At 59.7% G+C, this 20702-nt stretch carries 18 protein-coding genes; 10 read left to right on the top strand and 8 right to left on the bottom strand.

The window, feature by feature from the left end:
- Positions 1-65: 65 nt before the first annotated feature.
- From CUJ90_RS25155 to CUJ90_RS25165, 3 genes are all read right to left on the bottom strand, one after another.
- Positions 66-1523, bottom strand: a complete 1458-nt coding sequence (locus CUJ90_RS25155; protein ID WP_073430673.1) for a mechanosensitive ion channel domain-containing protein — start codon at positions 1521-1523, stop codon at positions 66-68.
- 100 nt (positions 1524-1623) lie between these two features.
- The gene (locus CUJ90_RS25160; RefSeq protein WP_073430674.1) at positions 1624-2832 is read right to left on the bottom strand and encodes an NAD(P)/FAD-dependent oxidoreductase; all 1209 of its coding nucleotides are present in this window, start codon (positions 2830-2832) and stop codon (positions 1624-1626) included.
- A 225-nt stretch (positions 2833-3057) separates the two neighbouring features.
- Positions 3058-3780: a hypothetical protein gene (locus tag CUJ90_RS25165; RefSeq protein ID WP_073430675.1), complete on the bottom strand. Its 723-nt coding sequence runs from the start codon at positions 3778-3780 to the stop codon at positions 3058-3060.
- Positions 3781-4136: 356 nt separating this feature from the next.
- Between CUJ90_RS25165 and CUJ90_RS25170 the strand changes: the two genes are divergently transcribed.
- Positions 4137-5651, top strand: coding sequence for an ATP-binding protein (locus CUJ90_RS25170; RefSeq protein WP_073430722.1), 1515 nt, complete (start codon positions 4137-4139; stop codon positions 5649-5651).
- A gap of 65 nt (positions 5652-5716) precedes the next feature.
- Here CUJ90_RS25170 and CUJ90_RS25175 read toward each other — a convergent pair whose 3' ends face one another.
- Entirely contained in the window at positions 5717-6703 is a 987-nt protein-coding gene (locus tag CUJ90_RS25175; RefSeq protein ID WP_318268296.1) for a LysR family transcriptional regulator, read from the bottom strand.
- A gap of 11 nt (positions 6704-6714) precedes the next feature.
- On the opposite strand from CUJ90_RS25175, the gene CUJ90_RS25180 reads away from it, so the two are divergent.
- Positions 6715-7464 carry an SDR family NAD(P)-dependent oxidoreductase gene (locus CUJ90_RS25180; RefSeq protein WP_073430676.1) on the top strand — a complete coding sequence of 250 codons (750 nt, stop codon included), beginning with the start codon at positions 6715-6717 and terminating at the stop codon, positions 7462-7464.
- 97 nt (positions 7465-7561) lie between these two features.
- Here CUJ90_RS25180 and CUJ90_RS25185 read toward each other — a convergent pair whose 3' ends face one another.
- The 4 genes from CUJ90_RS25185 to CUJ90_RS25205 form a co-directional block, all read right to left on the bottom strand.
- Complete coding sequence (locus CUJ90_RS25185) at positions 7562-8146, bottom strand: YbhB/YbcL family Raf kinase inhibitor-like protein (RefSeq protein ID WP_073430677.1); 585 nt, start codon at positions 8144-8146, stop codon at positions 7562-7564.
- Positions 8147-8478: 332 nt separating this feature from the next.
- Positions 8479-9411: an MBL fold metallo-hydrolase gene (locus CUJ90_RS25190; RefSeq protein ID WP_073430678.1), complete on the bottom strand. Its 933-nt coding sequence runs from the start codon at positions 9409-9411 to the stop codon at positions 8479-8481.
- 688 nt (positions 9412-10099) lie between these two features.
- Entirely contained in the window at positions 10100-10825 is a 726-nt protein-coding gene (locus CUJ90_RS33640) for a fucose-binding lectin II (protein WP_114164140.1), read from the bottom strand.
- Positions 10826-11488: 663 nt separating this feature from the next.
- Entirely contained in the window at positions 11489-12514 is a 1026-nt protein-coding gene (locus CUJ90_RS25205; RefSeq protein WP_073430724.1) for a LacI family DNA-binding transcriptional regulator, read from the bottom strand.
- Between the two features lie 258 nt (positions 12515-12772).
- On the opposite strand from CUJ90_RS25205, the gene CUJ90_RS25210 reads away from it, so the two are divergent.
- The 8 genes from CUJ90_RS25210 to CUJ90_RS25245 all read left to right on the top strand — a co-directional run bounded on the left by CUJ90_RS25210 (position 12773) and on the right by CUJ90_RS25245 (position 20671).
- Complete coding sequence (locus CUJ90_RS25210) at positions 12773-13831, top strand: fatty acid desaturase (protein WP_073430680.1); 1059 nt, start codon at positions 12773-12775, stop codon at positions 13829-13831.
- Between the two features lie 15 nt (positions 13832-13846).
- A complete protein-coding gene (locus CUJ90_RS25215; RefSeq protein ID WP_083081597.1) occupies positions 13847-14170 on the top strand; it encodes a non-heme iron oxygenase ferredoxin subunit in 324 nt (107 codons plus the stop codon).
- A gap of 96 nt (positions 14171-14266) precedes the next feature.
- A complete protein-coding gene (locus tag CUJ90_RS25220; RefSeq protein WP_073430681.1) occupies positions 14267-15301 on the top strand; it encodes a sugar ABC transporter substrate-binding protein in 1035 nt (344 codons plus the stop codon).
- A gap of 19 nt (positions 15302-15320) precedes the next feature.
- Entirely contained in the window at positions 15321-16568 is a 1248-nt protein-coding gene (locus CUJ90_RS25225) for an NAD(P)/FAD-dependent oxidoreductase (protein ID WP_073430682.1), read from the top strand.
- Complete coding sequence (locus CUJ90_RS25230) at positions 16565-17464, top strand: sugar phosphate isomerase/epimerase family protein (RefSeq protein ID WP_200799519.1); 900 nt, start codon at positions 16565-16567, stop codon at positions 17462-17464. Before CUJ90_RS25225 ends, CUJ90_RS25230 begins: the two co-directional genes overlap by 4 nt.
- A 347-nt stretch (positions 17465-17811) precedes the next feature.
- Positions 17812-18591, top strand: coding sequence for an acetoacetate decarboxylase (locus CUJ90_RS25235; RefSeq protein ID WP_114164141.1), 780 nt, complete (start codon positions 17812-17814; stop codon positions 18589-18591).
- A gap of 15 nt (positions 18592-18606) precedes the next feature.
- Complete coding sequence (locus CUJ90_RS25240; RefSeq protein ID WP_073430684.1) at positions 18607-19389, top strand: 3-hydroxybutyrate dehydrogenase; 783 nt, start codon at positions 18607-18609, stop codon at positions 19387-19389.
- A gap of 10 nt (positions 19390-19399) precedes the next feature.
- Positions 19400-20671 carry a DUF3734 domain-containing protein gene (locus tag CUJ90_RS25245; protein ID WP_114164142.1) on the top strand — a complete coding sequence of 424 codons (1272 nt, stop codon included), beginning with the start codon at positions 19400-19402 and terminating at the stop codon, positions 20669-20671.
- Positions 20672-20702: the final 31 nt, after the last annotated feature.

The raw sequence follows: 20702 nt of genomic DNA on the forward strand, positions 1-20702 counted from the left end.
TATGTTTGGCAAAGGCAGAGGGTGAACGGGAGCATATGAGGAGTAACCAATCCGTAACCGCAAGATCAGAACTTCAGCGCATGCAACTGATGAATCTTGTCCAGAAGCCAGTGGAAGCTAGCGTGCTCATCGGCTCCAGGCGCGGCGTTTTTCATCGCCATTTTATGCAACATGTCTTGCCGTTGTGAAAGTAGCCGGCACATTCGATGAGTCACCTCCTGGCTATCCCTCAATAGAGGTGTTACATCGTCCTTGTTCAATCTGTAAATGACGCTCCTCGTGAGCGTCACGATCTTCACCTGAACCGGCAAACCCGCGAGTAGCCCGGTCTCCCCCATCGTATCGCCGGGCCCGAGACGCACCACTTCGACCGCCCCGGCAGGTTGCTCCGTTGAAACACTGAGCACGCCCGAGCCGACGATTGCGAGACTGTCGGGCACCACTTCCGGCGTGAAAATCACCTGCCCGGCGTCGTATTCATGCCGCACCATGCAACTGGACAGCAACTTCAACTCCTCGTCGCCGATGGCGGCGAATAGTTCGATGCGTCTAAGCAGGCGCTCCTCTGCTTTTGCCACGATGGCCGTGACCGATGGCACGCCTCGTGGTTGGAGATCGACCCCCGCGGCGATAAGGTGTCGATAACAGAGGTCGTACAGCTCGTTTGTCAATGGCGTTTTTTTTGCCGTGTCGTCGACGAAGGCCGTCGCTTCGTACTGGATGGAATGCAGGGTGGATTTTCTTGCCTGCACGAAGGGAGCCGGCGCCGTCAGGATCGAACGAGCTCCAGCCAGCGCGCATTCAAGCGCGGCAATCACCGTTGCGGGCCGCTCGTCCGGCGAGATTTCCAGAGAGACAGTCACGCCATGCAAAGCGTGCGGCCGGTTGGTATTGGTGATATTTGCCTTTGCCGCCGCAGCATTGGGAATGATAGTCACATTGCCGTGCGAATTGAGCAGATGCGTTGCTCTCCAATTCATCTCGATCACCTTGCCTTCCGCGCCATCAATCGAGATCCAGTCACCCACGCGGTACGGCTCTGTGGAATTCAGCACGATCCCTGCAAAGACATCGTGCAAAGTGCTTTGAATAGCTAAACCGAGAATAACGGCCAATGTCCCCGACGTCGCGATCAGGCCGCGAACGGGTATTTCCAGAACAAACCCGGTCGCGGCTACCGCCGCGGCAAGAAACACTACAGCACCGAACACGTCCTGAAAGAGTCTTTGCTTGCGCCACGTCTGTGGCAGGAGAAGTGTGTCGAGAGCAAGAGTGAGCAGGCGGGCACCTGTCAGCCACCAGAATATCTTCAGTGCCTGCGCCGCTTCGTGAAACAGCGACGCTTCAAAATGCGTAGCCTGTCTGAAGGGGCTGAGGCCCGCGGTGAAAATGCTCCCCGTGAACACGGCGAAAATCGTGAGCCGGAGCAAGAGACGTGAAACGTCTTGCTTCGGCACTTTGAAACGCCACAGCGCCACGTCGATCAGGACGACGGCATAACCGAACACCAGGGAATCGCTCACGGAGGCTCCGAGGGGAAGAACGCGCCTGGCGGGTACTCATGCCGCTCCCGCCGGAGCCATTGTGAACGGCTAACCGCGATGCCCGAGGCTGGCTGACACACTAGCCAAATGACGCCAGCGGGTCGCCTGCCGCCAATGCATCGGCGCGATTCGGCGCCGGTGGATAGATCCACTGCGTATTGATCATCTGCTTGCGCGCTTTTCCTTCCGCGTGCGTCAGCTTTATCTGGCGATCCCAGCCTTCCGAATAGACCGCTCCCCATTCGCCGAGATCCAGACAGGTGGCATAAAACGGCTGGCTATACGCCAGCGTCGATGCGCCGATCAGGTCGGCGGCCACGTTGTGGCCGCCGAATTTCCCCATCACCATTGCGTGCTGACAAGACATCAACGCGTAGTGCCCTTCATCGTCGCTGCGCACTCGCGCCACATCGCCTGCCACAAACACGCCGGGCGCCTCTTCCACACGCAGATCGGGGGCGATTTCGACACGGCCAAGCGGGTCCAGACGCGACGAAACCTGTGCTGCAAGCGTACTCGCTCGCATCCCGCCCGCCCATACCACCGTGTGCGCTTCGATATGCGCACCTGAAGCAGTTCGGACTCCACTCGCGTCGACCGATACGACACCGGATCCCAATACCGCTTCGATGCCGAGCGAATCGAATGCCTCGGCGACGAAAGGCCGCGGATTAGGCCCGAGATCGGGACCGATCTCAGCCTGCGACCCTACGACGACCACTTTGATCGCCGCATCGGGGCCGAATAGCGCGCGCATCCGTTTAGGCAATTCGGTTGCGATCTCGATGCCGGTAAAGCCACATCCCACCACGGCAACGGTATTTCGGGCGCTTGAATCGGGAAGCTTCGCGAGCTTCCTGAGATGCTCTTCAAGTGCCGATGCGTCCTCCATGCAATCGACCGAGAACGCATACTCGGCGAGCCCTGGAATCGGCGGCCGGCTCAGCTTGCTGCCGCTCGTCAAGAGCAACCGGTCGTAACCGAGCGAGCGGGTTTCGCCGCTCGCGGCCGTCACACGCACGGTCTTGTCGCGAACAGCGATTTCGTCGACACTCCCCTCGACGTAGTTCACACCGACGGCGTCAAGCAGGGGCAAAAGCGGCGCGAACATCAAATGCGGCTCGCTTTCGTACATCCGTGGCCGGATCTGCAACTCGGGTTTCGGTGAGATAAGCGTAATGTCGATGTCGCTAGCCGTTGCGCCGGCGCGGTCGCGCACGCGAGCCGCCCCGAGTGCGCCCCACACTCCGGCAAAGCCGGCACCCACAATCAAGATCTTCTGCGACATGATTCTTGCCTTAAGTTTTCAAATTACCCAGTTGACGATGTGCGCCGGAACCCACGACAAACCGAGCCCTGTTGCACTGCGCGACGATCGCTGACGATCGCGGCGGCCGACCCATCTGCCGCCCGCCTCACGACAAATCGTAGACTTCGTCTGCGAATGGCAGTAGGCACTCAAAGGAGATCATTGTGTTGTCCCGGCGACAACAATCGACGGGCTTAAACGTCGTCAAACAATCCTGGCGAGCGCATCTTCGAGCGTCGGCCAGGAATGTTTGTCACCTTCGAAGGCAAGATTCACGATTGTGCGAATGCTCCATGGCCCTTCTGATGTGCAAGCGTATTGTTGAGCCGCAGTCACCTGTTCCTCCATTGCCTGCTTTACTCCATCGGGAAAGGCATTCCTCGCGTCTTCGACCGCCGTCTGCAATACGTGCAATACGGCTTGGCCAAAGGTCACACATTCTTCGCGCCTCGGTATTTTTCCTTTTTGCATCACCGAGTCTTTCCAGTCGTTCTGATCGGGGGTGAGGAGAACGGGAGGTCGGGCGCAGAAGTTCCGGTAGTTCAGTAAGTAGGCTTCGTGGCGATTTCGTGGATTGATCCCCAACAGCTTCCAGGCGGCATCGAAACGCTCTTTCTTTATTCCGTTCTGGTACGCCATCGCGCGCAGAAAAAATTCGTGAAAGTCTTCGAGACTGGCGGTGCAGGACGAGACCGAGTGTCGATAGTGTCCGTCCCGTATCGCGCAAGCGGCAAGTTCGAAAAGAATCTCGAACTTCTGCTGGCGCAACGCCACGATTCGCTGATGGCCGCGCGAGCATTCCGACATATACCTTCCGTCGCCGTCGGGTCGAAGATCCAGCAAAACAGAAGAAAGAACGGAATTCCCTACGGAACCTCCGTCCGGGTTGCATTCTAGGCAGACAATGGGAACCGATATCTTTGTCATGGAAATGTCTCACAGTTGGAGGTTGTTTATCGCTTTTTTCCGCATCAACTCTTCTCGCCTCATCAACAGACCACACCCGGCGGTGCGGACCTGGTTCGAGACCAGGTCTCGCTGGCACTCTATGCCCAATCGACCGCTCCTGCAGAAGAGGTGGGGTGAACCGGTTTGTACGCCAATGACTCGATGGTCTTGATGTTGTCCTGGCAGCAACACCGTGATATCCCGTTGGAGTCTTCCATGTTCGGGGTGACGCAACTACGATTGCTCGTGACGTAATGTTTCGCCGTGGAGAGATCGAGGCAATCGGTCTATTCCAATACGCACCTGAATCCGGGAATTCGGAGTCTGCTGTGAAGATGAATGCTGAGGAAAATGTCTTGCGCTCCGGCGTGATGGCAAATACCGACCGGCACGCGTGCCGCGAAGCGGTATCGTTTGGTCCGTTCACACTTTTTCCTGAAGAGAGACGCCTCGAACGATCAGGTTCATTCGTGCCACTAGGCAGCCGCGCACTGGATATTCTTATCGCGCTTATCCAGCACGCCGGACAGGTCGTGGACCGGCGCATGTTGATGTCGCGCGCGTGGAGGAATATCGTCGTGGACGAAAGCAACCTGCGCGTCAACATTGCGGGACTGCGCAAAGCACTAGGTGACGGAGAGGGCGGTGTGCGCTACGTGAAAAACGTCCCGGGTATCGGCTACTGTTTCGTTGGACAGCTTACCCGTGAACGCGTGGTTGTCGAATCCAGTTTCCAATGTGCTAAACCGTCTGCTTTAGCACATTCTGGCTGCTTCGCAACGGGAGCGGCCTGCCCGCAAGGTCGCGACGAGGTCTTGCGGACTCTTGCGTCCGACTTGGGCAGACATCGGCTTATGTCTATCGTAGGACCCGGAGGCATCGGCAAGACAACAGTGGCCATTGCTCTCGCGAAGAGACTGTCCGGCGTGTTTCCTTCGGAGATTCACCTCGCCGACCTCGGCGAAGTTGCTGATGGCGACACGGTAGCGCTTACGCTGGCTCGTCTGCTCGGGTTGGGCGATTTTCACGACATGCCCGTCACGTGCATCACGAATTATCTTTCGGCCAGGCGCGCGCTGATCATCCTGGATAACTGCGAGCATGTCATCGACGAGGTGACGTCGCTTACAACGCAGATCCTCGCGGTCTCATCCGCGACCTATTTCGTTCTGACAAGCCGCGAGGCGCTACGTGTCAGATACGAATACGTCTGCCGCCTGTCTGCGCTCGACGTCCCTCCAGGACCGGAGGCGATTTCGATTGAACACGCGCATACTTATCCAGCCGTGCAGGTATTCATTCAACGCGCACTGGAAGCGGGCGCCAGGTTTCCGCAGACAAGCAAGAGCTATGCAGCCATTGCGAAGATTTGCCGCGAACTGGAAGGCGTCGCGCTTGCGATCGAGTTTGCCGCGGCGCGCGTCGCGACATTTGGACTGGCCGGCACCATGGCGCTGCTCGGAACCCGCTCACGCCTTCAATGGCAGGGATGCCGCAACGCCCCTGCGAGGCATCGGAGTCTCGAGGCATCCATTGGATGGAGTTACGCGCTGCTGTCGGAGCAGGAGAGGTCCGCTTTCCGTCGCCTGTCGTCGTTTGAACAGCCCGCAACGCTCGAGGCCGTCCTTGCGGCGGTGGCAAACGGAACGGGCGATCTTTCGAATGCGATCGCCGTAATTGAAGGGTTGGTTGCAAAGCACATGCTGCAGGTCCAGCTTGGAGACGACGACTTGCCTCGCTATCGGCTCCCGGTTTCCGAAAGGATCTATGCACGGGAACAACTCAAACAAACTACGCTCGATAAGCGGAGCGTCGTCCAACTGAACGGCCTGCAAGGGATTTTCATCTGAAATTCGGCTGCGCCGTGTCCCCAGTGACGCTTTGAGCTACAAACGCGGGCGTGTAGCGAGAAAGATCATTTCATTAACTGCGCGAATTGCTTCTCCGCAAAATCGATAAATATCTTCGTGCGCGGTGGCATGTTCCTTCCGAATCCGTGCAGGACATGAAGAGGAACGGGTCTCAGCGCCAACTCCGGCAAGACGCGACACAAACGTCCTGCGTCGACATCTTCCTGAACCATTGCTTTCAGAACCTGTGCGATACCGAGTCCATTCAATGTCGCCAGTCTCATGGCCTCACCGCTGTCGGTATCGAATGCTCCTTCCGGCTGCACGCTGACACCGTCAGCAAACGTGACGGGCACCACGCGTCCGGCAAGTCTGTAACGAACATGGCGATGCGTACCGAGATCGGATATCGATTCCGGCACGCCGTGGCGGTTCAGGTAGTCGGGGGAGGCCACGAGCGCCAGCGGCAAATGGCCCAATTTCCGCGCATGCAAAGCGCTGTCGATGACCTCTCCCGCTCTGATGACCAGATCGAAACCCTCGCGGATGACGTCGACATGATGGTCGCTCACGTTCACATCGAACAGCAGGCCTGGATGATGCGCCATCAAGTGCCGGGTGAGCGGGTCGAGCAGAATGCGCGCTAACGCGCCGGGCACACTGATACGCAGTTTGCCGACCGCGGCCAGCGGCGTAGTCAACGCGTTGCCTGCCTCCTCGATGCCACGTATGAGCGGCGCGATGCGCTCGTAGTAGGTGCGCCCCTCTATTGTCAGGACGGTCGCCCTTGTCGAGCGCCGGAAAAGCCTGATGCCGAGACGCCTCTCCAATCTTCCAACGCTTCTCGACACAGCGGACGGCGTCGTGCCGAGCAAGCGCGCCGCTCCGGTGAACGAACCGGCCTCGACCGCTCGAACAAAGGCAGATAAGCCGTTCAGGTTCTCAACCGACATTAGTGACCCTTCGGCAAAACTGATAGCTCCGCTGGAGAACTGGGCTGTCGTCTCACCTATAGCTAAATTAGCGTTCAACGCGACGTTCGCGTGGAACAACGGAGATTCAAATGAACAGACTCACAAATAAAGTCGCCGTCATCACCGGCGGCAATAGCGGCATTGGCTTTGCGATGGCAAGGGTGTTTGTGGCCGAGGGTGCACATGTGCTGATCGTCGGACGGCGTCTGGCCGCGGTGAATGCCGCAGTGTCCGAACTTGGGGATCGGGCAACGGGCCTGACCGGCGACCTCGCCGATCCCGCAACGCATGACCGCGTCGCGTCATTGGTTGAAGAACGGTTCGGCGGCCTGGACATTTATGTCGCCAACGCTGGCGTAAACACGATCGCCCGCTCGGATCAGGTGAGTCTCGAAGCGTACGATGCACAATTCGCTACCAACACGCGGTCGGTTTTCTTCGGCGTTCAGAAAGTCGCGCCTCAACTTCGCAACGGAGGCGCCATTCTGTTGACGAGTTCGATCGCGAGTTCGAAAGTATTCGAAGGCCACGCGGCGTATGCGGGCAGTAAAGCGGCAATCGAAGCTTTCGCCCGCAGTTGGGCGCTCGAATTCAAAGAGCGCCGCATCAGGGTCAACGTGATCAGCCCAGGCCCCGTGGACACACCCATTCTTTCGAAACTGGGTATCGCCGTTGCCGATCGCCCGGCATTCGAGACCGCCGTTGCGGAGAAGATTCCGCTGGGCCGGCTGGGCCGCGCGGAAGAGCTGGCCCATGCCGCGCTCTTTCTTGTTAGTGACGAAAGCAGCTTCGTTACCGGTGTCAATCTGCACGTCGATGGCGGAATGTCGTTGGCGTGATTCGTGACCGTTTAACGGGACAACGCGAATACGTGAATCGTTCTACCGGCAGCCGATCTGCCGGGAACGGTTGCCGATATCCCAGTTCTGGCGCCCGTCAATCGTTAGTCAATGGGCGACGATATCTGGCGACATACTTCGCCTGAGCAATGACTTTCCCATGCATCTGATAGGCGACGACTGCGGGGCTCGCGGCAGGAGCCACGTCGATTTGCGCCACGTCGAGCGCGGAGGCCGTCACCACATATCGATGCGACTCCCCCTGGGGAGGACAGGGGCCACCGTATCTGGATTCGCCAAAGTCCGTCAACGTCTCAACCGCGCCTGCCGGCAAGAGCTTTGGATTGCCGGAAGCTCCTCTTTCGAGCGACGATTCAGAAGGTGGAATATTCGCGATTTCCCAGTGCGTCCAGCCGAGCCCTCCGGTCGGCGCATCCGGGTCGAAAATCGTCACGACAATGCTCTTCGTGCCGCGCGGAACGTGAGTCCATGAAATGCGCGGCGAGATGTTGTTACCGTGACAGCCAAAGCCTCCGTACACCTGCTCGTTCGAAAAGCGCCCGTTACGCAGATCGTCGACTTTGATCGTGAACGGCTCCGCGCTGGCTATCGCCGGAATGAGCGCCAGCGCCAGCGCCATTGACGCGCATAACATCGCGGGCAAACAGGTCCTCAATCTCATGATGTGCTCCTTTGAAGGATGAAAGATGCGCACAACCGGTATCAACGGCAGCGTTCGGCGATTCGTCCGGGAAGGCGGATTCGGGAACGATGGTGCGACTGCTACAGTCGCGCGCACTGCGAAGCTCGATGACCTGGAGAGTCGGTCCACCGAACTCGCGTGTCAGGCGGGCGGTCAGGATGAGGTCTTCGCACGTACCGATCTCATCGAATGCCGGTGGCGCGGGCAAGTGATCGTTTGCAAAAAACCGCCGCGAGTCTTGCGCCCTCCCGGCGGTTTTCTGGCAATCGTCAGTGCGATCTATACGACGATGGCTGATAGCCGAGCATCAATCAATAGTCCCACAGCACCGGCACGAAACGGAAGCCTCCACCGTTCTTTGCAATGTGACCGATGGAGGGGAACGCGACATGCGCCGCGGCCAGCAGGGCGCCGGTTTCAGCGGCTTCGTTGAGCAGCGCGATACGCACGTCCGCAGCGACTTCAGGCTCGTGCTCGAAACCATTTTGCCATTCGGGATGGTCGAAGTTGACTTCGAAAATCGCGTCGCCCACGAACGTCAGTTTTTCGCCGTTCGATGCGACGTCCACGACGCAGTGCCCCGGCGTGTGCCCACCCGTCACGCGAGCCGACACGCCCTGGGCAACTTCCACGGTCTGATCGAACTGCACGATGTTTTCGCTGTAGAGTTTCACGAACGTTTCAGCAGCCTTGCGGAGCGCGGGAGGAACCGTTTCCGGCATCACCGTCTTGCTGAAGTCCGGATTTTTCCAGAACGCTACTTCCCTGGCCGACACGTGAATGCGCACGTCCGGGCTCAGCTTGGCCTTGACGCCATCGACGTTCAGCCCGCCGACGTGGTCCATGTGCATATGCGTAACCACGATATCGGTGATCGCAGCCAGGTCGATGCCCGCCGATTCCAGGCGCATCACCGACTGACCGGCGCGCGTGAAGTATTCGAAACCGTCGCCCACGCCCGAGTCGATCAGGATCAGGCGTTCGCCGCTCCGCACGAGCGCGATATTCAACGCCCAATCGAACATGTCACGTTGCAGGAAACGACCATCGAACCATTCGTTGCGGTCCGCTTCGCTCACGTTCGTGGACATGGTGGAGGTCGGCAGGGGTAGAACGCCATCGCTGATCAGCACGACGTCGACGTCGCCCACGCGCACGGCGTAGCGTGAAGGCACGAGTTCGCCTGAACCTTCTTTGCCAAGGTTGGCGATAACCGGCTGCACATTGCGGGTTGTTTGGCTCATTTTCGATAGTCCTGTTGATTAGGTGGGGGTAAGCCGCACTGCGTGGTGCGGTTCACGAGCACGAATTTCGCGCGCTTGGTTTGGCTCGCGGTTCGACCGAGCGTGTGACCGATTGTAGTCAGCGGGGCGAACGGCAGTAGCATCGCGAATGCGTACACCATGTTGTCCGAAGGGCAACAATCGACGACGGACAGGCGATGAGAGGCAAGGCGAGTGACAGGCTTATTGATCCGCCGGCGCGATTCTCACAGGCGTAGTGGCGATGGCACCCGCGCACCTGAGGGCCACTTCGAACGCGCGTGGTGATTATCTGAACCAGTGTCGATCGGTTGGCGGCGACCAGAAGCGTTCCGTCAACTCGAAATGTGGCAGTGTTGAGAGCGGTCCTTGAAACCAGTCTTTCAGCCCGGCACGTAGCTTCGTGAGTGCCTGGTTTCACCGTCGCCGCTCGCGTTGGCGACGTTTTTTTTATGCCGCATGACGACGTAACGTCTGCAAAAAAATCATGTGGAGACCCATCGAAGGGCTGTCGACTCGGACCATCCCATCTTCCATCAGCCTGCACAGCATGTCGTTGACCTGTGCGGTCGACGATTCAAAACGGGCAGCCGCGCCGGCCGCATTCTACGGTTCGAGCGGCAAGATGCGGCGGCGTAGTCCACCGCATCTTGCCGGAATGCCGGACCGGTCAGCCCAACGGCCAGTTCAACACAACAAGGCTGTCGTTGTAGTCATTATCCGTACCGTCTTCCGATCCGACCAAGCCGAAGTAGGTTTTCTTGAATATGTCGACCTGCCTCGAGCCGACTTTCGATGTTTTGCCGTTCGCTGATACGACGACCCGTACTTTGCCCTTACCGGAGTTCAGAACTTGCGTCTGCAGATTTTTGTCTTGCGTGCCGTTTCCCTGGAATGTCGCTGCGGGGTTCTGATTGTCGTCGATGTAGACGTTTATCGTCTGTTCGGCAGCCGAATTGACGAGCGAGGTCACGCCGAATGCGATATTCGGCGGCAGGCTAAACACACCGTCCCGCTCGCCGCCAGAAGCCGGCTCCGGTTGCACTTGCGACGTGGCCTTCGCAAAGTAGGTGACCACGCAGCCGATGCCGAGGTTAGACGCTCCCGCCGGAAGCACGCCGGGAGCGCCCGCCCATGTCACCGTGCACGCTTCGATCTGTCCCGTGGAATCGGTCTTCACCTTGTTCATCCAACTGCCGACGTCGAAGCTGTAGGGCGAGACGGAGATATGGATAAAGACGTTGTACTGTGGCAGCGTCTCTGCCAGTTGCGCGGTCATGAATTGCCGCATCCTGTCCACCACGGCCTGTGCGCCGCTGGACTGCACCGCGGTGGCATCCGTGGCAGCGCGCTGCAGCAAAGCATAAAGATCGTCATGCGTAAATGGCTGTTGCATCTCGGTCCTCTCAGTTGGGCGTGCCTTGCTGGACAGTGACGGCGGATCGCGTCATCGCGCAGCCGGCGATTGGGGCGTGGCATGGTGCGCGCTGTAATCACCGTGACCCGCAGCAGTGACGAAACTCATGTCGCATCTATCCCACGCGAGAAGCTTACGTTTGGCACTATCGCAAGCGAACTGTCCGCTCTGGGAGCTATACAAAAACGGACAGCGGCGCTAACATCGGGCGGCCGCCGGTGGACAGCGGTCAGCTTCGTCAAGCCGCTCCATGGGGCGATGCCTGCGCTCGGCGGCCGAGGCAATCCGCTGTGCGAAAACAGCGGATTGCCTGGAACGTTGTACGGATGAATTGACTGCCTGGTGTCCGTCATCGGGGTAGTGACGCGGCTACCCCGAACAGGTCCGCGACTGTTCGTTCTTCGACGGTGGCCTTCTGTGCGACCGTACACGTCTGTGAACGACAAAGGCATGTTCGGGCGGGCGTCTGTCGGCAGGATCGCTACTTCAAGCCTCGAGGCGCTGCCTTCGAATATCGTACTTCCGGCTTCGGCCTTTCAGCGGATTCACGTGACCGTCCGTTTACCTGACGAGAAGCGACGGCGGGTGCCGGCCCGAAACGGGCGATCGAGACCTTGAGACTCGCGCTTCGTCCATGCAAGCCTAATACAGCGAATAACGGGAATGCATCTCTATCGGGATGATCGTTTGCGCGGGAACGCCTCGTCCCTCGCGCACGGACTTCAAATGCACGACAGCCGTACGTAGCAGCAGTCGAAGGTCCTGTGTCAGTAGATAGTCGATTGCGTCGGAACGCAGGAGCGGTTCCGTTATCCGGTTGACTTCGTGGGTCACGTAGATCGTTCGGCCCGTCAGGTTGGATTCGCGCAGCGCCGCAGCCAGACCTTCGTTTCCGCCCGCCACGTTGTAAACGCCATCGAGCTTCTCGTGCTCGTCCAGAAAACGCATGGTCGCTTCATAGGTCGCGGCACCGGAATCGGCGCCCTTGATGACTTCGATGAGGTTCACATTGGGGAAGCGCTGTCTTAGCAGTGAGCGGAACCCGATCTCGCGGTCTTCGTGACAGGTATAAGAGAACGTAGCAACGACCACCGCCACGTCGGGGCAAGCATGCGCCTGCAGATGCCGTCCAATGAGAAATGCAGCCGACTGTCCGGCTGCCCGGTTATTCACCCCAATATACGTATGACGTGCGTCGGCATCGACGTCGGTAATGAGCGCAACAACCGGCTTGCCTGCCGCCATGCATTCGCGTAGTGCGGCGGTCGTCGTCGCGGTGTTCGTGCAGATGATGCCGATGCCGTCGGCGGCGTCGGCCGCCTCGCGGACTCTGGCGGCAACCTCGTCGTCGGAGGCGCCGACGCACCGTACGACTGCGAGATTCGCCCCGGTTGCGGCAAATTCTGGTTCGAGCTCAGCCGCGGTTCGTGTGAGTTCGTCCGTGAATGCGTCACCTGCCTGGGCCAGCAATCTGAAGTCGTAAGTACGGTGCTTTGCGCGGGGCGACGATCGTGTCGGCGAGTTCGAGCCCAATTGCCTCAATGCCGCTTCAACGGCGCTTCGCGTGCGCGGATGCACGCCGGGCCGATCGTTCAGTGCGCGATCAATCGTCGCCCTGCTGAGCTGCGTGATCTCCATCAGTTGTTTGAGCGTCGGCTTCTCTTTCATACGCATCCCCAGACTTGCATGCGGGCCGAGGTGCCCGCATGTCCGTTATTTTGCCTCAAATTGAGGCAATCGAGGCTTTTTCATGTTTAGGGCGTAGAGAATGCACCGCCGCATCCTCTGGAATACCCTCGATACCTCAGAATGAGTCATTTTAATCTTTGACCGATGCTCATTAAGAGTCTTTAATCGGCTCAGCGATGATCAATGCTTAGTTTGGTTCATCGCTCGGTCAAACATCAAAGCACTGGAGTGCAGCTCATGTCCGTACCGCAAGACAACACGAAAACGATCACCATGGACGACTGGTACAAATGTCGCCTCGACCGGAAGGTGCTCAAGGCAGTCACGCGGCGCAACGATCGCGATGCGCTATTGCATTTCAGCGGTTTCATTTCTCTGGTCGTGGCAAGCGGCGTGCTCGCATGGCTGTCGCTCGGCACGCTGTGGTGCGTGCCGGCATTCCTGCTGTACGGAACGATCTACGCGTTCGCCGAAGCGATCGAACACGAGTTGCGCCATCGCACGCCATTCCGGAGCGAATGGTTGAACGAGTCGGTCCATTGGCTGATCTGTTTCATGACGTGGCGTGAACAGGTGTACAGCCGCTGGTCGCACGCCCAACATCACACTTACACCCATCTGACGGCGACGGTGCCATCCGACGTCGAACTGGCGGTGAAGCGGCCGCCGAACTACCTGAAGCTCGCCACCGATTTCCTGCGCATCTCGCACGGCATTCATCATCTGGGCAACATCGTGCTGCACAGCTTCGGCATCGTGTCGAACAAGGCGAAGGCGGTGGTGCCGCCCACCGAATTTCGCGCGATGTGCCGCAACTCGCGCGTGATTCTCGCACTCTATGCCGTCGTGATTGCGTGGGCGATCGTCGTGCATAGCTGGCTGCCGGTGGTCTTTCTGCTCCTGCCGCGTTCGTATGGCGCCTGGCTGCACGAATTTCTAGCGCTCACGCAGCACACCGGGCTGCGTGAGAACGAACTCGATCACCGCTTCTCGACGCGAACCCTCAGGCTGAACCGTTTCCTGCAGTTCCTCTACTGGAACATGAACTATCACGTCGAGCATCACATGTTTCCGAACGTGCCGTTTCATGCGCTGCCGCAACTGCGCAAGGCGATCGAAGCGGATTTGCCGCCCGCGTACGACGGCCTGTTCAGCGCATGGGGAGAAATCGTTCACGTGTTCAGAATGCAGCGGCACGACGCCGATTACATGGTGACGCCGCGCGTGCCGGGAAATGCGGCGGCGCACGACCCGGAATCTGTCGGCGATCAGCCGTTCGTAGCACAGACGCGCTAGGCGAAGAGGCACACCATGAACATGCTTCAATGGCATCAAGTCTGCGCATGCGATGACGTCGACGAAGAAGACGTCGTCGAGTTCGAGCACGGCGGCAAGCTCTACGCGATCTATCACACGCCTAGCGGTTTTTACGCATCGGCGGGTCTTTGCACGCATGAGACCGCACGGCTCACCGAAGGCCTCGTGTTTGGCGAGGTGATCGAGTGTCCGATGCACATGGGGCGCTTTCATATTCCCACCGGCGCGGCGAAAGGCGCGCCCGTTTGCGTGAACCTCGTCACGCACCCTGTCAGGATCGAGGACGGCAAGGTCTTCATCGGTCTCGCCGACGATTGACGCAACGCCCTTGATTATGTGATTCACGTTACTCGGGCAACGCGAGATGGGCCAATGCACAACGTCGGCAGATCAATCATAAACAAGGAGACAGCCATGAAACTATCCAGCCGCCGGGCGTTTCGCCTCGCTGCCGTCGTATTGGGTCTCGGACTGTGCGCCGGCGCTTTTGCCGAGCCCGCCGCCCGTTTTGACTTCATCTCGCACGCGCCGGATTCGGATGCCTGGTGGAATACGGTCAAGAACGGCATCAAGCAGGCCGACGAGGATTTCAACGTGCAGACCGATTACCGCAACCCGCCGAATGGCGATATCGCGGACATGGTCCAACTGGTCAATCAGGCAGCCGCGCGCAACTATGACGGTGTCGTTTCGACAATCGCCGACTACGATCTGCTGAAGAGCGCGTTTCCGAAGCTCAAGGCAAAGAACATACCGTTCATCACAGCCAATACCGGTACGGAAAAGCAGAGCGCCGACCTCGGGGCATTGCTGCATGTCGGCCAGCCCGAATACCTGGCCGGCAAGGAAGCGGGGTTGCGCGCGAAGGCCGACGGCATCAAGAGTTTTCTATGCGTGAACCACTACGCGACGAACCCATTGTCGTTCGAGCGTTGCCGCGGCTTTGCGGATGCCGTCGGCGCGGATATGAAGACCTCGGTGCTCGACGCGGGCACGGATCCCACCGGCATCGAGGCGAAGGTGAGTGCGTTTTTGCGCACGCATCCGAATACCCAGGCCGTGCTGACGCTCGGCCCGACTTCCGCCGATCCGACTATTCGTGCAGTGACCAAAATGGGGCTCGCCGGCAAGATCTGGTTCGCGACCTTCGACATTGATTCCGATGTCGCGAAGGCGATCAAGAATGGCACGATCAGGTTCTGCACAGACCAGCAACCGTATCTGCAGGGCTATATTCCCATCGCGATGCTGGCGATCATGCACAAGAATCACAACACGGACGTGCTGCAGGCGCGCGGTGAACTGGAGAAGAATTCAAAGTTCATGAAGCGTCTGCAGGACTATGGCCTCAAGCCTGTCTATGAGGCGCGCAATATCAGTTCCGGACCCGGCTTCATCACGCAACAGAACATCAGTCAGGTGTCGGCGCTGGCTGGCCAATATCGGTAATGGCGCCGGGGAGCGTGAGATGAGTTCATCCGATCCGATGGTGATCGTCGGCGGCGGGCAGTGCGGTGCGCGCGCCGCGCATGCGCTGCGTGAAAACGGCTGGGACGGCGCGATCACGTTGCTTGGCGACGAAGGACGCTTGCCATACGAACGGCCGCCATTGTCGAAGTCCCTGCTGCTCGGCCAGAAGACGGCCGCCCAGTGCGCGATCTACGACGAGGCCTTCTATCGCGAGCAGCGCATCGAACTGCGCGTCGATGTGCCGGCAGCGGCCATAGATTGTGCGCAGCGCAAGGTAGTTCTCGCCAGCGGCGAAGCGATCAGCTATCACCGGCTATTGATCGCAACTGGCGCCGAACCGCGGCGGTTCGACGTGCCTGGCTCAACGCTGCCGGGCGTGCATGCACTGCGCGCGGTGCCCGACGCGCACGCGATCGCCGGCGAACTGACGCAGGGCCGACGGATTGCCGTGATCGGTGCCGGCTTCATTGGTCTCGAAATCGCCGCGGCTGCCGTGACGCGCGGTTGCGAAGTGACCGTGCTCGAGGCGGCGCCGCGCGCGTTGATGCGGGCTGTGCCCGAGGCCGTTGCGGCGTGTCTGATTGACTGTCACCGACAGAGAGGCGTGGAGGTTCGCTTCGGCATACAGGTTGCCTGCTTGACCGGTCAAGCAGGGGTCACAGGCGTGCAACTCGCTGACGGCAGCATCGTTCCGTGCGATGCAATCGTGGTCGGTGTGGGAGCGAGCCCGCGTATCGCGCTCGCGCAGGCGGCGGGCCTCGACATCGACAATGGCATCGCCGTCGACGGCACGTTGCGCACCAGCGACCGGCATATCTACGCGGCCGGGGACGTCTGTTCCTTCCCGCATCCACATACAGGTCAGCGGATCCGGCTCGAATGCTGGAAGAACGCCGAGGACCAGGCGCGCGCTGCCGCACGCAACATGCTCGGGCATCTCGACATTTATTCGGCCGTACCGTGGTTCTGGTCCGATCAGTACGACATGACGATTCAGATCGCCGGGATTCCCGCATACGGCACGACCACGGTGGTGCGGGAAACCGGCGTGGCATCGCGAATTTTTTTCATGCTCGATGCCGGCGGCACGCTGGTCAGTGCAAGCGGAGTGGGACGGGCAGGCGAGATTGCGCGCGACGTGCGCATTGCGCAGTCGCTCATTGAGCAACGTGCGTGCATCGATCCGGCGCTGCTTGCCGATCGCGACACGAAGCTGCGTTCGCTGCTGGTCGCGGAGGCGCAATGAGTCAGCGCCTGCTGGTGTTCCAGTCGCTGTGGGCGATGGAGCGGCGACACACCGACGGCCGCGAACGTTCGCTAGAACAGAATGTGCGGATGATCGCCGGCGCGGGCTTCGATGGCCTGAGCGCACATTACACAGACCGCACGGCGGTCCGGCGACTGGCGCAATTGCGCGCAGACCATGGACTCGACGTAGAAGGCCAATGCTTTCCACGCACGGTCGACGATCTGCAGCCGGTGCTCGAGAATGCGGTCGAATTCGGTGCTCATCACATCGATCTGCAACCTGACGTGCGTCCTCGCACCGTCGCGGAATGTGTTGCGCTGATCGACGGCTGGCAGCGGCTCGCCGAACAGGTGGACGTGCCGGTCTACATCGAGACGCATCGCGACCGCATGACCACGGATCTCTACTTCACGCTTGATCTGCTCGATGCACGCCCCGAGCTGAGATTGCTCGGCGACATTTCGCATTATCTGGTTGGACGCGAATTCGCCTGGCCGGTGTCCGACGAAAACCACAGCCTCATGCACCGGATACTCGATCAGTCGTGGGCGTTTCACGGCCGCGTCGCGAGTCGTGAGCAGGTACAGGTCGAGCTTTCATTTGAGCCGCACCGGATGTGGGTCGACCTTTTTCTCGACTGGTGGCGCTACGGCTTCACATCGTGGCGTCGGCGGGCAGGGGAGCACGACACGCTTGCCTTCACCTGCGAACTGGGGCCCAAACCTTACGCGATCATCGGCCGCGACGGCAACGACATAAGTGACCGGTGGGCGGAGTCGCTGTTGCTGCGCGACTGGATCCGGACGCTGTGGCGGGATGTGGAACTCGAGGGGCCCGCCGCGCGTGAGACCATGACAATAATTGATCGAAAAGCCCAACGCGAGTTGCGGTAAACCGGGAAGCGATGACATCGATGTATGCCTCCAGGCAAGGTGCCCACCTCTGTCACCGCCGGGGGCGACATACCATGCACCCGTCCATCTGCCATTGACTGTTGTCGCAGAGACAACACCGTGAGTTCCTTCGCAGGACTTCCGCCGCAAGACGACCACGCTTACGCTTGGTTCCACGGTGACGGGGCACGCTGTCTGATGCAAGCCGTGAAACGCAACACTGCAAAAGAAGCGTCCAAACACACCTAGCACGTCTTCGCTGCCTTGTGCACGCACGCCATTGGCCGCGACAGCGAAAGCTGTCGCGATGCGTGTTACGCAGCACCTCACCAACCGAGGAACGATCCGTGACAGAAGAAGATATCCGCAACAACGCTTTTGCGATGCCCGTGCACAATCCGGCGTATCCGCGCCCACCCTTCCGCTTTCTCAATCGGGAGTACTTCATCATCTCGTATGAAACGGACATGGATGCGCTTAAGGCCGTCGTTCCAGAACCGCTAACGGTCGACAGCGCAATCGTCCATTACGAATTCATCCGCATGCCTGATTCATCGGGGTTCGGCGACTACACGGAAAGCGGCCAGGTGATTTCCGTGCTGGATGAGGACGGCAATCGAGCCAACTTCACGCACGCGATGTATCTGGACGACGAAGGCCCGATCGCAGGCGGACGCGAAATCTGGGGATTTCCCAAGAAGCTGGCTTCACCGAAGCTCTGCGTCGATGGCAAGGACACGCTGCTCGGCACGCTCGACTACGGAACGCAGCGCGTCGCCACCGGAACGATGGGCTACAAATATCGCGAGCTCGAGAGGGCGGCCGAGCGCCGCAAGCTCGCCGACACCCCCAACTATCTGCTCAAGGTCATTCCGCACGTCGATGGCTCCGTACGCATTTGCGAACTGGTGCGCTTTTTCCTGCGCGACGTCGATGTGATCGGCGCGTGGGAGGGGCCCGCGGCGCTCGAGTTGCATGCGCACGCGCTCGCATCGGTTGCCGAGCTGCCGGTTCGCAAGGTGATTGGCGCACGTCACGTCATTGCAAATCTCACGCTCGACGTCGGCGAAGTGGTTTATGACTATCTGGCCCCCGCCGAGTCGTTGAAACTCGCGGTCAACCAGTAAGCGCTCGGAGGACGTATGGCATTGAATGATAAGGTCGCGCTCATTACGGGCGCAGCAAGCGGTATCGGCGAAGCGTGCGCGCGTAAGCTCGCGTCGGACGGCGCGACGGTCGTGATTGCGGATCTGAATCTCGCGAACGCTCAAAAGGCCGCTGAAGATATCGTTGCTCACGGCGGCAAAGCGATCGCCGTTGCAATGGACGTAACCAGCGAGGAAGCGGTCGATGCGGGTGTGGCCGAAACGGTGAACCGGCTGGGCGGCATCGACGTGCTCGTGTCGAACGCGGGCATCCAGATCGTCAACCGGATCGAGGACTACGCATTTTCCGACTGGAAGAAGATGCTGGCGATTCACCTCGACGGTGCGTTCCTCACGACCAGGGCCGCCATCAGGCATATGTACGCGTCGAACAAAGGCGGCGCTGTGATCTACATGGGCTCGGTACACTCGCACGAGGCGTCGCAACTGAAGTCGGCTTATGTGGCCGCGAAGCACGGGCTGCTCGGTCTCGCTCGGGTTGTCGCGAAAGAAGGCGGACCGCGTGGCGTGCGCGCCAATGTCGTGTGTCCGGGCTTCGTCAGAACCCCGCTGGTCGACAAGCAGATCCCCGAGCAGGCGAAAGCCCTGGGAATCTCCGAGCAGCAGGTCGTGAAGGACGTGATGTTGAAGGAGACGGTCGACGGCGAATTCACGTCGCTAGCCGATGTCGCGAACACGGTTGCATTCCTCGCCGGCTTCGAGTCGAACGCGCTCACCGGGCAATCGATTGTGGTCAGCCACGGCTGGTTCATGCAGTAAGGAGACAGCCATGAATTCGAGCCAGCGTAACAAGCTGCAGGGGCCCCATCGCATCAAGCTTCCCGCCTATGACGAAATCGGACTCGTGCTGCAGGGCGGCGGCGCACTGGGCTCGTATCAGGCCGGCGTATATGAAGGTATGGCCGAGGTCGGCGTGGAGCCGACGCGAATATCCGGGGTATCCATCGGTGCGCTGAATACGGCGATCATCGCCGGCAATGCGCCCGCGAGTCGAGCGGAGGCGCTGCGCGGCTTCTGGAACACCATCAGTCAGCCGGCGGATGTTTTCTCACATCTCGGCGCGCGCATTCCGGCGTGGCCGGGGCTTGCAGACATGGGGCGCAGGTGGTCGAGCGCATGGGCCGCGACGCGTACGCTGGTGGAAGGTCAAAACGGATTCTTCTCCCCGCGCATGCATGTGCCTTTCGCAGGGCTCGGCAGGAAACGTCCTGACCAGGTCAGCTATTACGACACCTCGGCGTTGCGTGAAACGCTTTTGCGGTACGCAGACTTCGATCGCATCAATGACGGGAACATTCGCGTATCCGTTGGCGCGGTCAACGTCCGAACGGGCAATCTCGTCTACTTCGATAATTCGAAAATGCGCCTGGCACCGGAGCACTTCATCGCGTCCGGCGCGCTGCCGCCGGGCTTTCCGGCCGTCGAGATCGACGGAGAGTTCTACTGGGACGGGGGGCTGGTTTCGAACACGCCACTCACCGAGATCATCAGGGAAAGCCAGCATAAAGACACACTCGTATTCCAGGTCGATCTGTGGAGCTCGCGAGGCAAGCTGCCAGGCGACTTCCTCGACGTCAGCGAGCGCACCAAGGACATTCAATATTCAAGCCGTACACGAGCGATCACCGCGTTCATGTCGCAAAACCAGAAGCACGCGCAGATGATCAAGGCGCTGCTCGAGCATATTCCTGAAAAGGTGCGGCTTGCGCACCCGCTGTTGCGGGAGGCGCAGAAAACAGCGGACGGCAGTGCGGTGAATGTCGTGCACCTGATCTACAAGAACAAATCGTTCGAGGGGCACTACAAGGACTATGAATTCAGCAAGGATACGATGCGCGAGCATTGGGCGAGCGGTCTCGAGGATATTCGCCGTTCATTCGGACACCCCGAGTGGTTCGATATCCCGAGCCGCGAAATCGGCTTCGTCACGCGGGACGTGCACCGCTATCGGCAGGAGGTCAACGAAATCGCCGGACAGGGCAAGCAGGCGTTGCCGCCATCGAAACGCGCGTCGGAAGAAGAACTGTCCGGCGCAAAGTAGCGGTTATCGACTCCCTCCTTGCGGCTATGGT

The sequence above is a fragment of the Paraburkholderia terricola genome (assembly GCF_003330825.1).
Lineage (GTDB): Bacteria > Pseudomonadota > Gammaproteobacteria > Burkholderiales > Burkholderiaceae > Paraburkholderia > Paraburkholderia terricola.

Excerpts from the sequence above, each read along its gene's own strand:
- CUJ90_RS33640 (WP_114164140.1), bottom strand. The coding sequence starts at position 10,825 with ATGCAACAGCCATTTACGCATGACGATCTTTATGCTTTGCTGCAGCGC.
- CUJ90_RS25165 (WP_073430675.1), bottom strand. The coding sequence starts at position 3,780 with ATGACAAAGATATCGGTTCCCATTGTCTGCCTAGAATGCAACCCGGAC.
- CUJ90_RS25170 (WP_073430722.1), top strand. The coding sequence starts at position 4,137 with ATGAATGCTGAGGAAAATGTCTTGCGCTCCGGCGTGATGGCAAATACC.
- CUJ90_RS25160 (WP_073430674.1), bottom strand. The coding sequence starts at position 2,832 with ATGTCGCAGAAGATCTTGATTGTGGGTGCCGGCTTTGCCGGAGTGTGG.
- CUJ90_RS25185 (WP_073430677.1), bottom strand. The coding sequence starts at position 8,146 with ATGAGATTGAGGACCTGTTTGCCCGCGATGTTATGCGCGTCAATGGCG.
- CUJ90_RS25220 (WP_073430681.1), top strand. The coding sequence starts at position 14,267 with ATGAAACTATCCAGCCGCCGGGCGTTTCGCCTCGCTGCCGTCGTATTG.
- CUJ90_RS25210 (WP_073430680.1), top strand. The coding sequence starts at position 12,773 with ATGTCCGTACCGCAAGACAACACGAAAACGATCACCATGGACGACTGG.
- CUJ90_RS25180 (WP_073430676.1), top strand. The coding sequence starts at position 6,715 with ATGAACAGACTCACAAATAAAGTCGCCGTCATCACCGGCGGCAATAGC.
- CUJ90_RS25245 (WP_114164142.1), top strand. The coding sequence starts at position 19,400 with ATGAATTCGAGCCAGCGTAACAAGCTGCAGGGGCCCCATCGCATCAAG.
- CUJ90_RS25240 (WP_073430684.1), top strand. The coding sequence starts at position 18,607 with ATGGCATTGAATGATAAGGTCGCGCTCATTACGGGCGCAGCAAGCGGT.
- CUJ90_RS25225 (WP_073430682.1), top strand. The coding sequence starts at position 15,321 with ATGAGTTCATCCGATCCGATGGTGATCGTCGGCGGCGGGCAGTGCGGT.
- CUJ90_RS25230 (WP_200799519.1), top strand. The coding sequence starts at position 16,565 with ATGAGTCAGCGCCTGCTGGTGTTCCAGTCGCTGTGGGCGATGGAGCGG.
- CUJ90_RS25215 (WP_083081597.1), top strand. The coding sequence starts at position 13,847 with ATGAACATGCTTCAATGGCATCAAGTCTGCGCATGCGATGACGTCGAC.
- CUJ90_RS25205 (WP_073430724.1), bottom strand. The coding sequence starts at position 12,514 with ATGAAAGAGAAGCCGACGCTCAAACAACTGATGGAGATCACGCAGCTC.
- CUJ90_RS25190 (WP_073430678.1), bottom strand. The coding sequence starts at position 9,411 with ATGAGCCAAACAACCCGCAATGTGCAGCCGGTTATCGCCAACCTTGGC.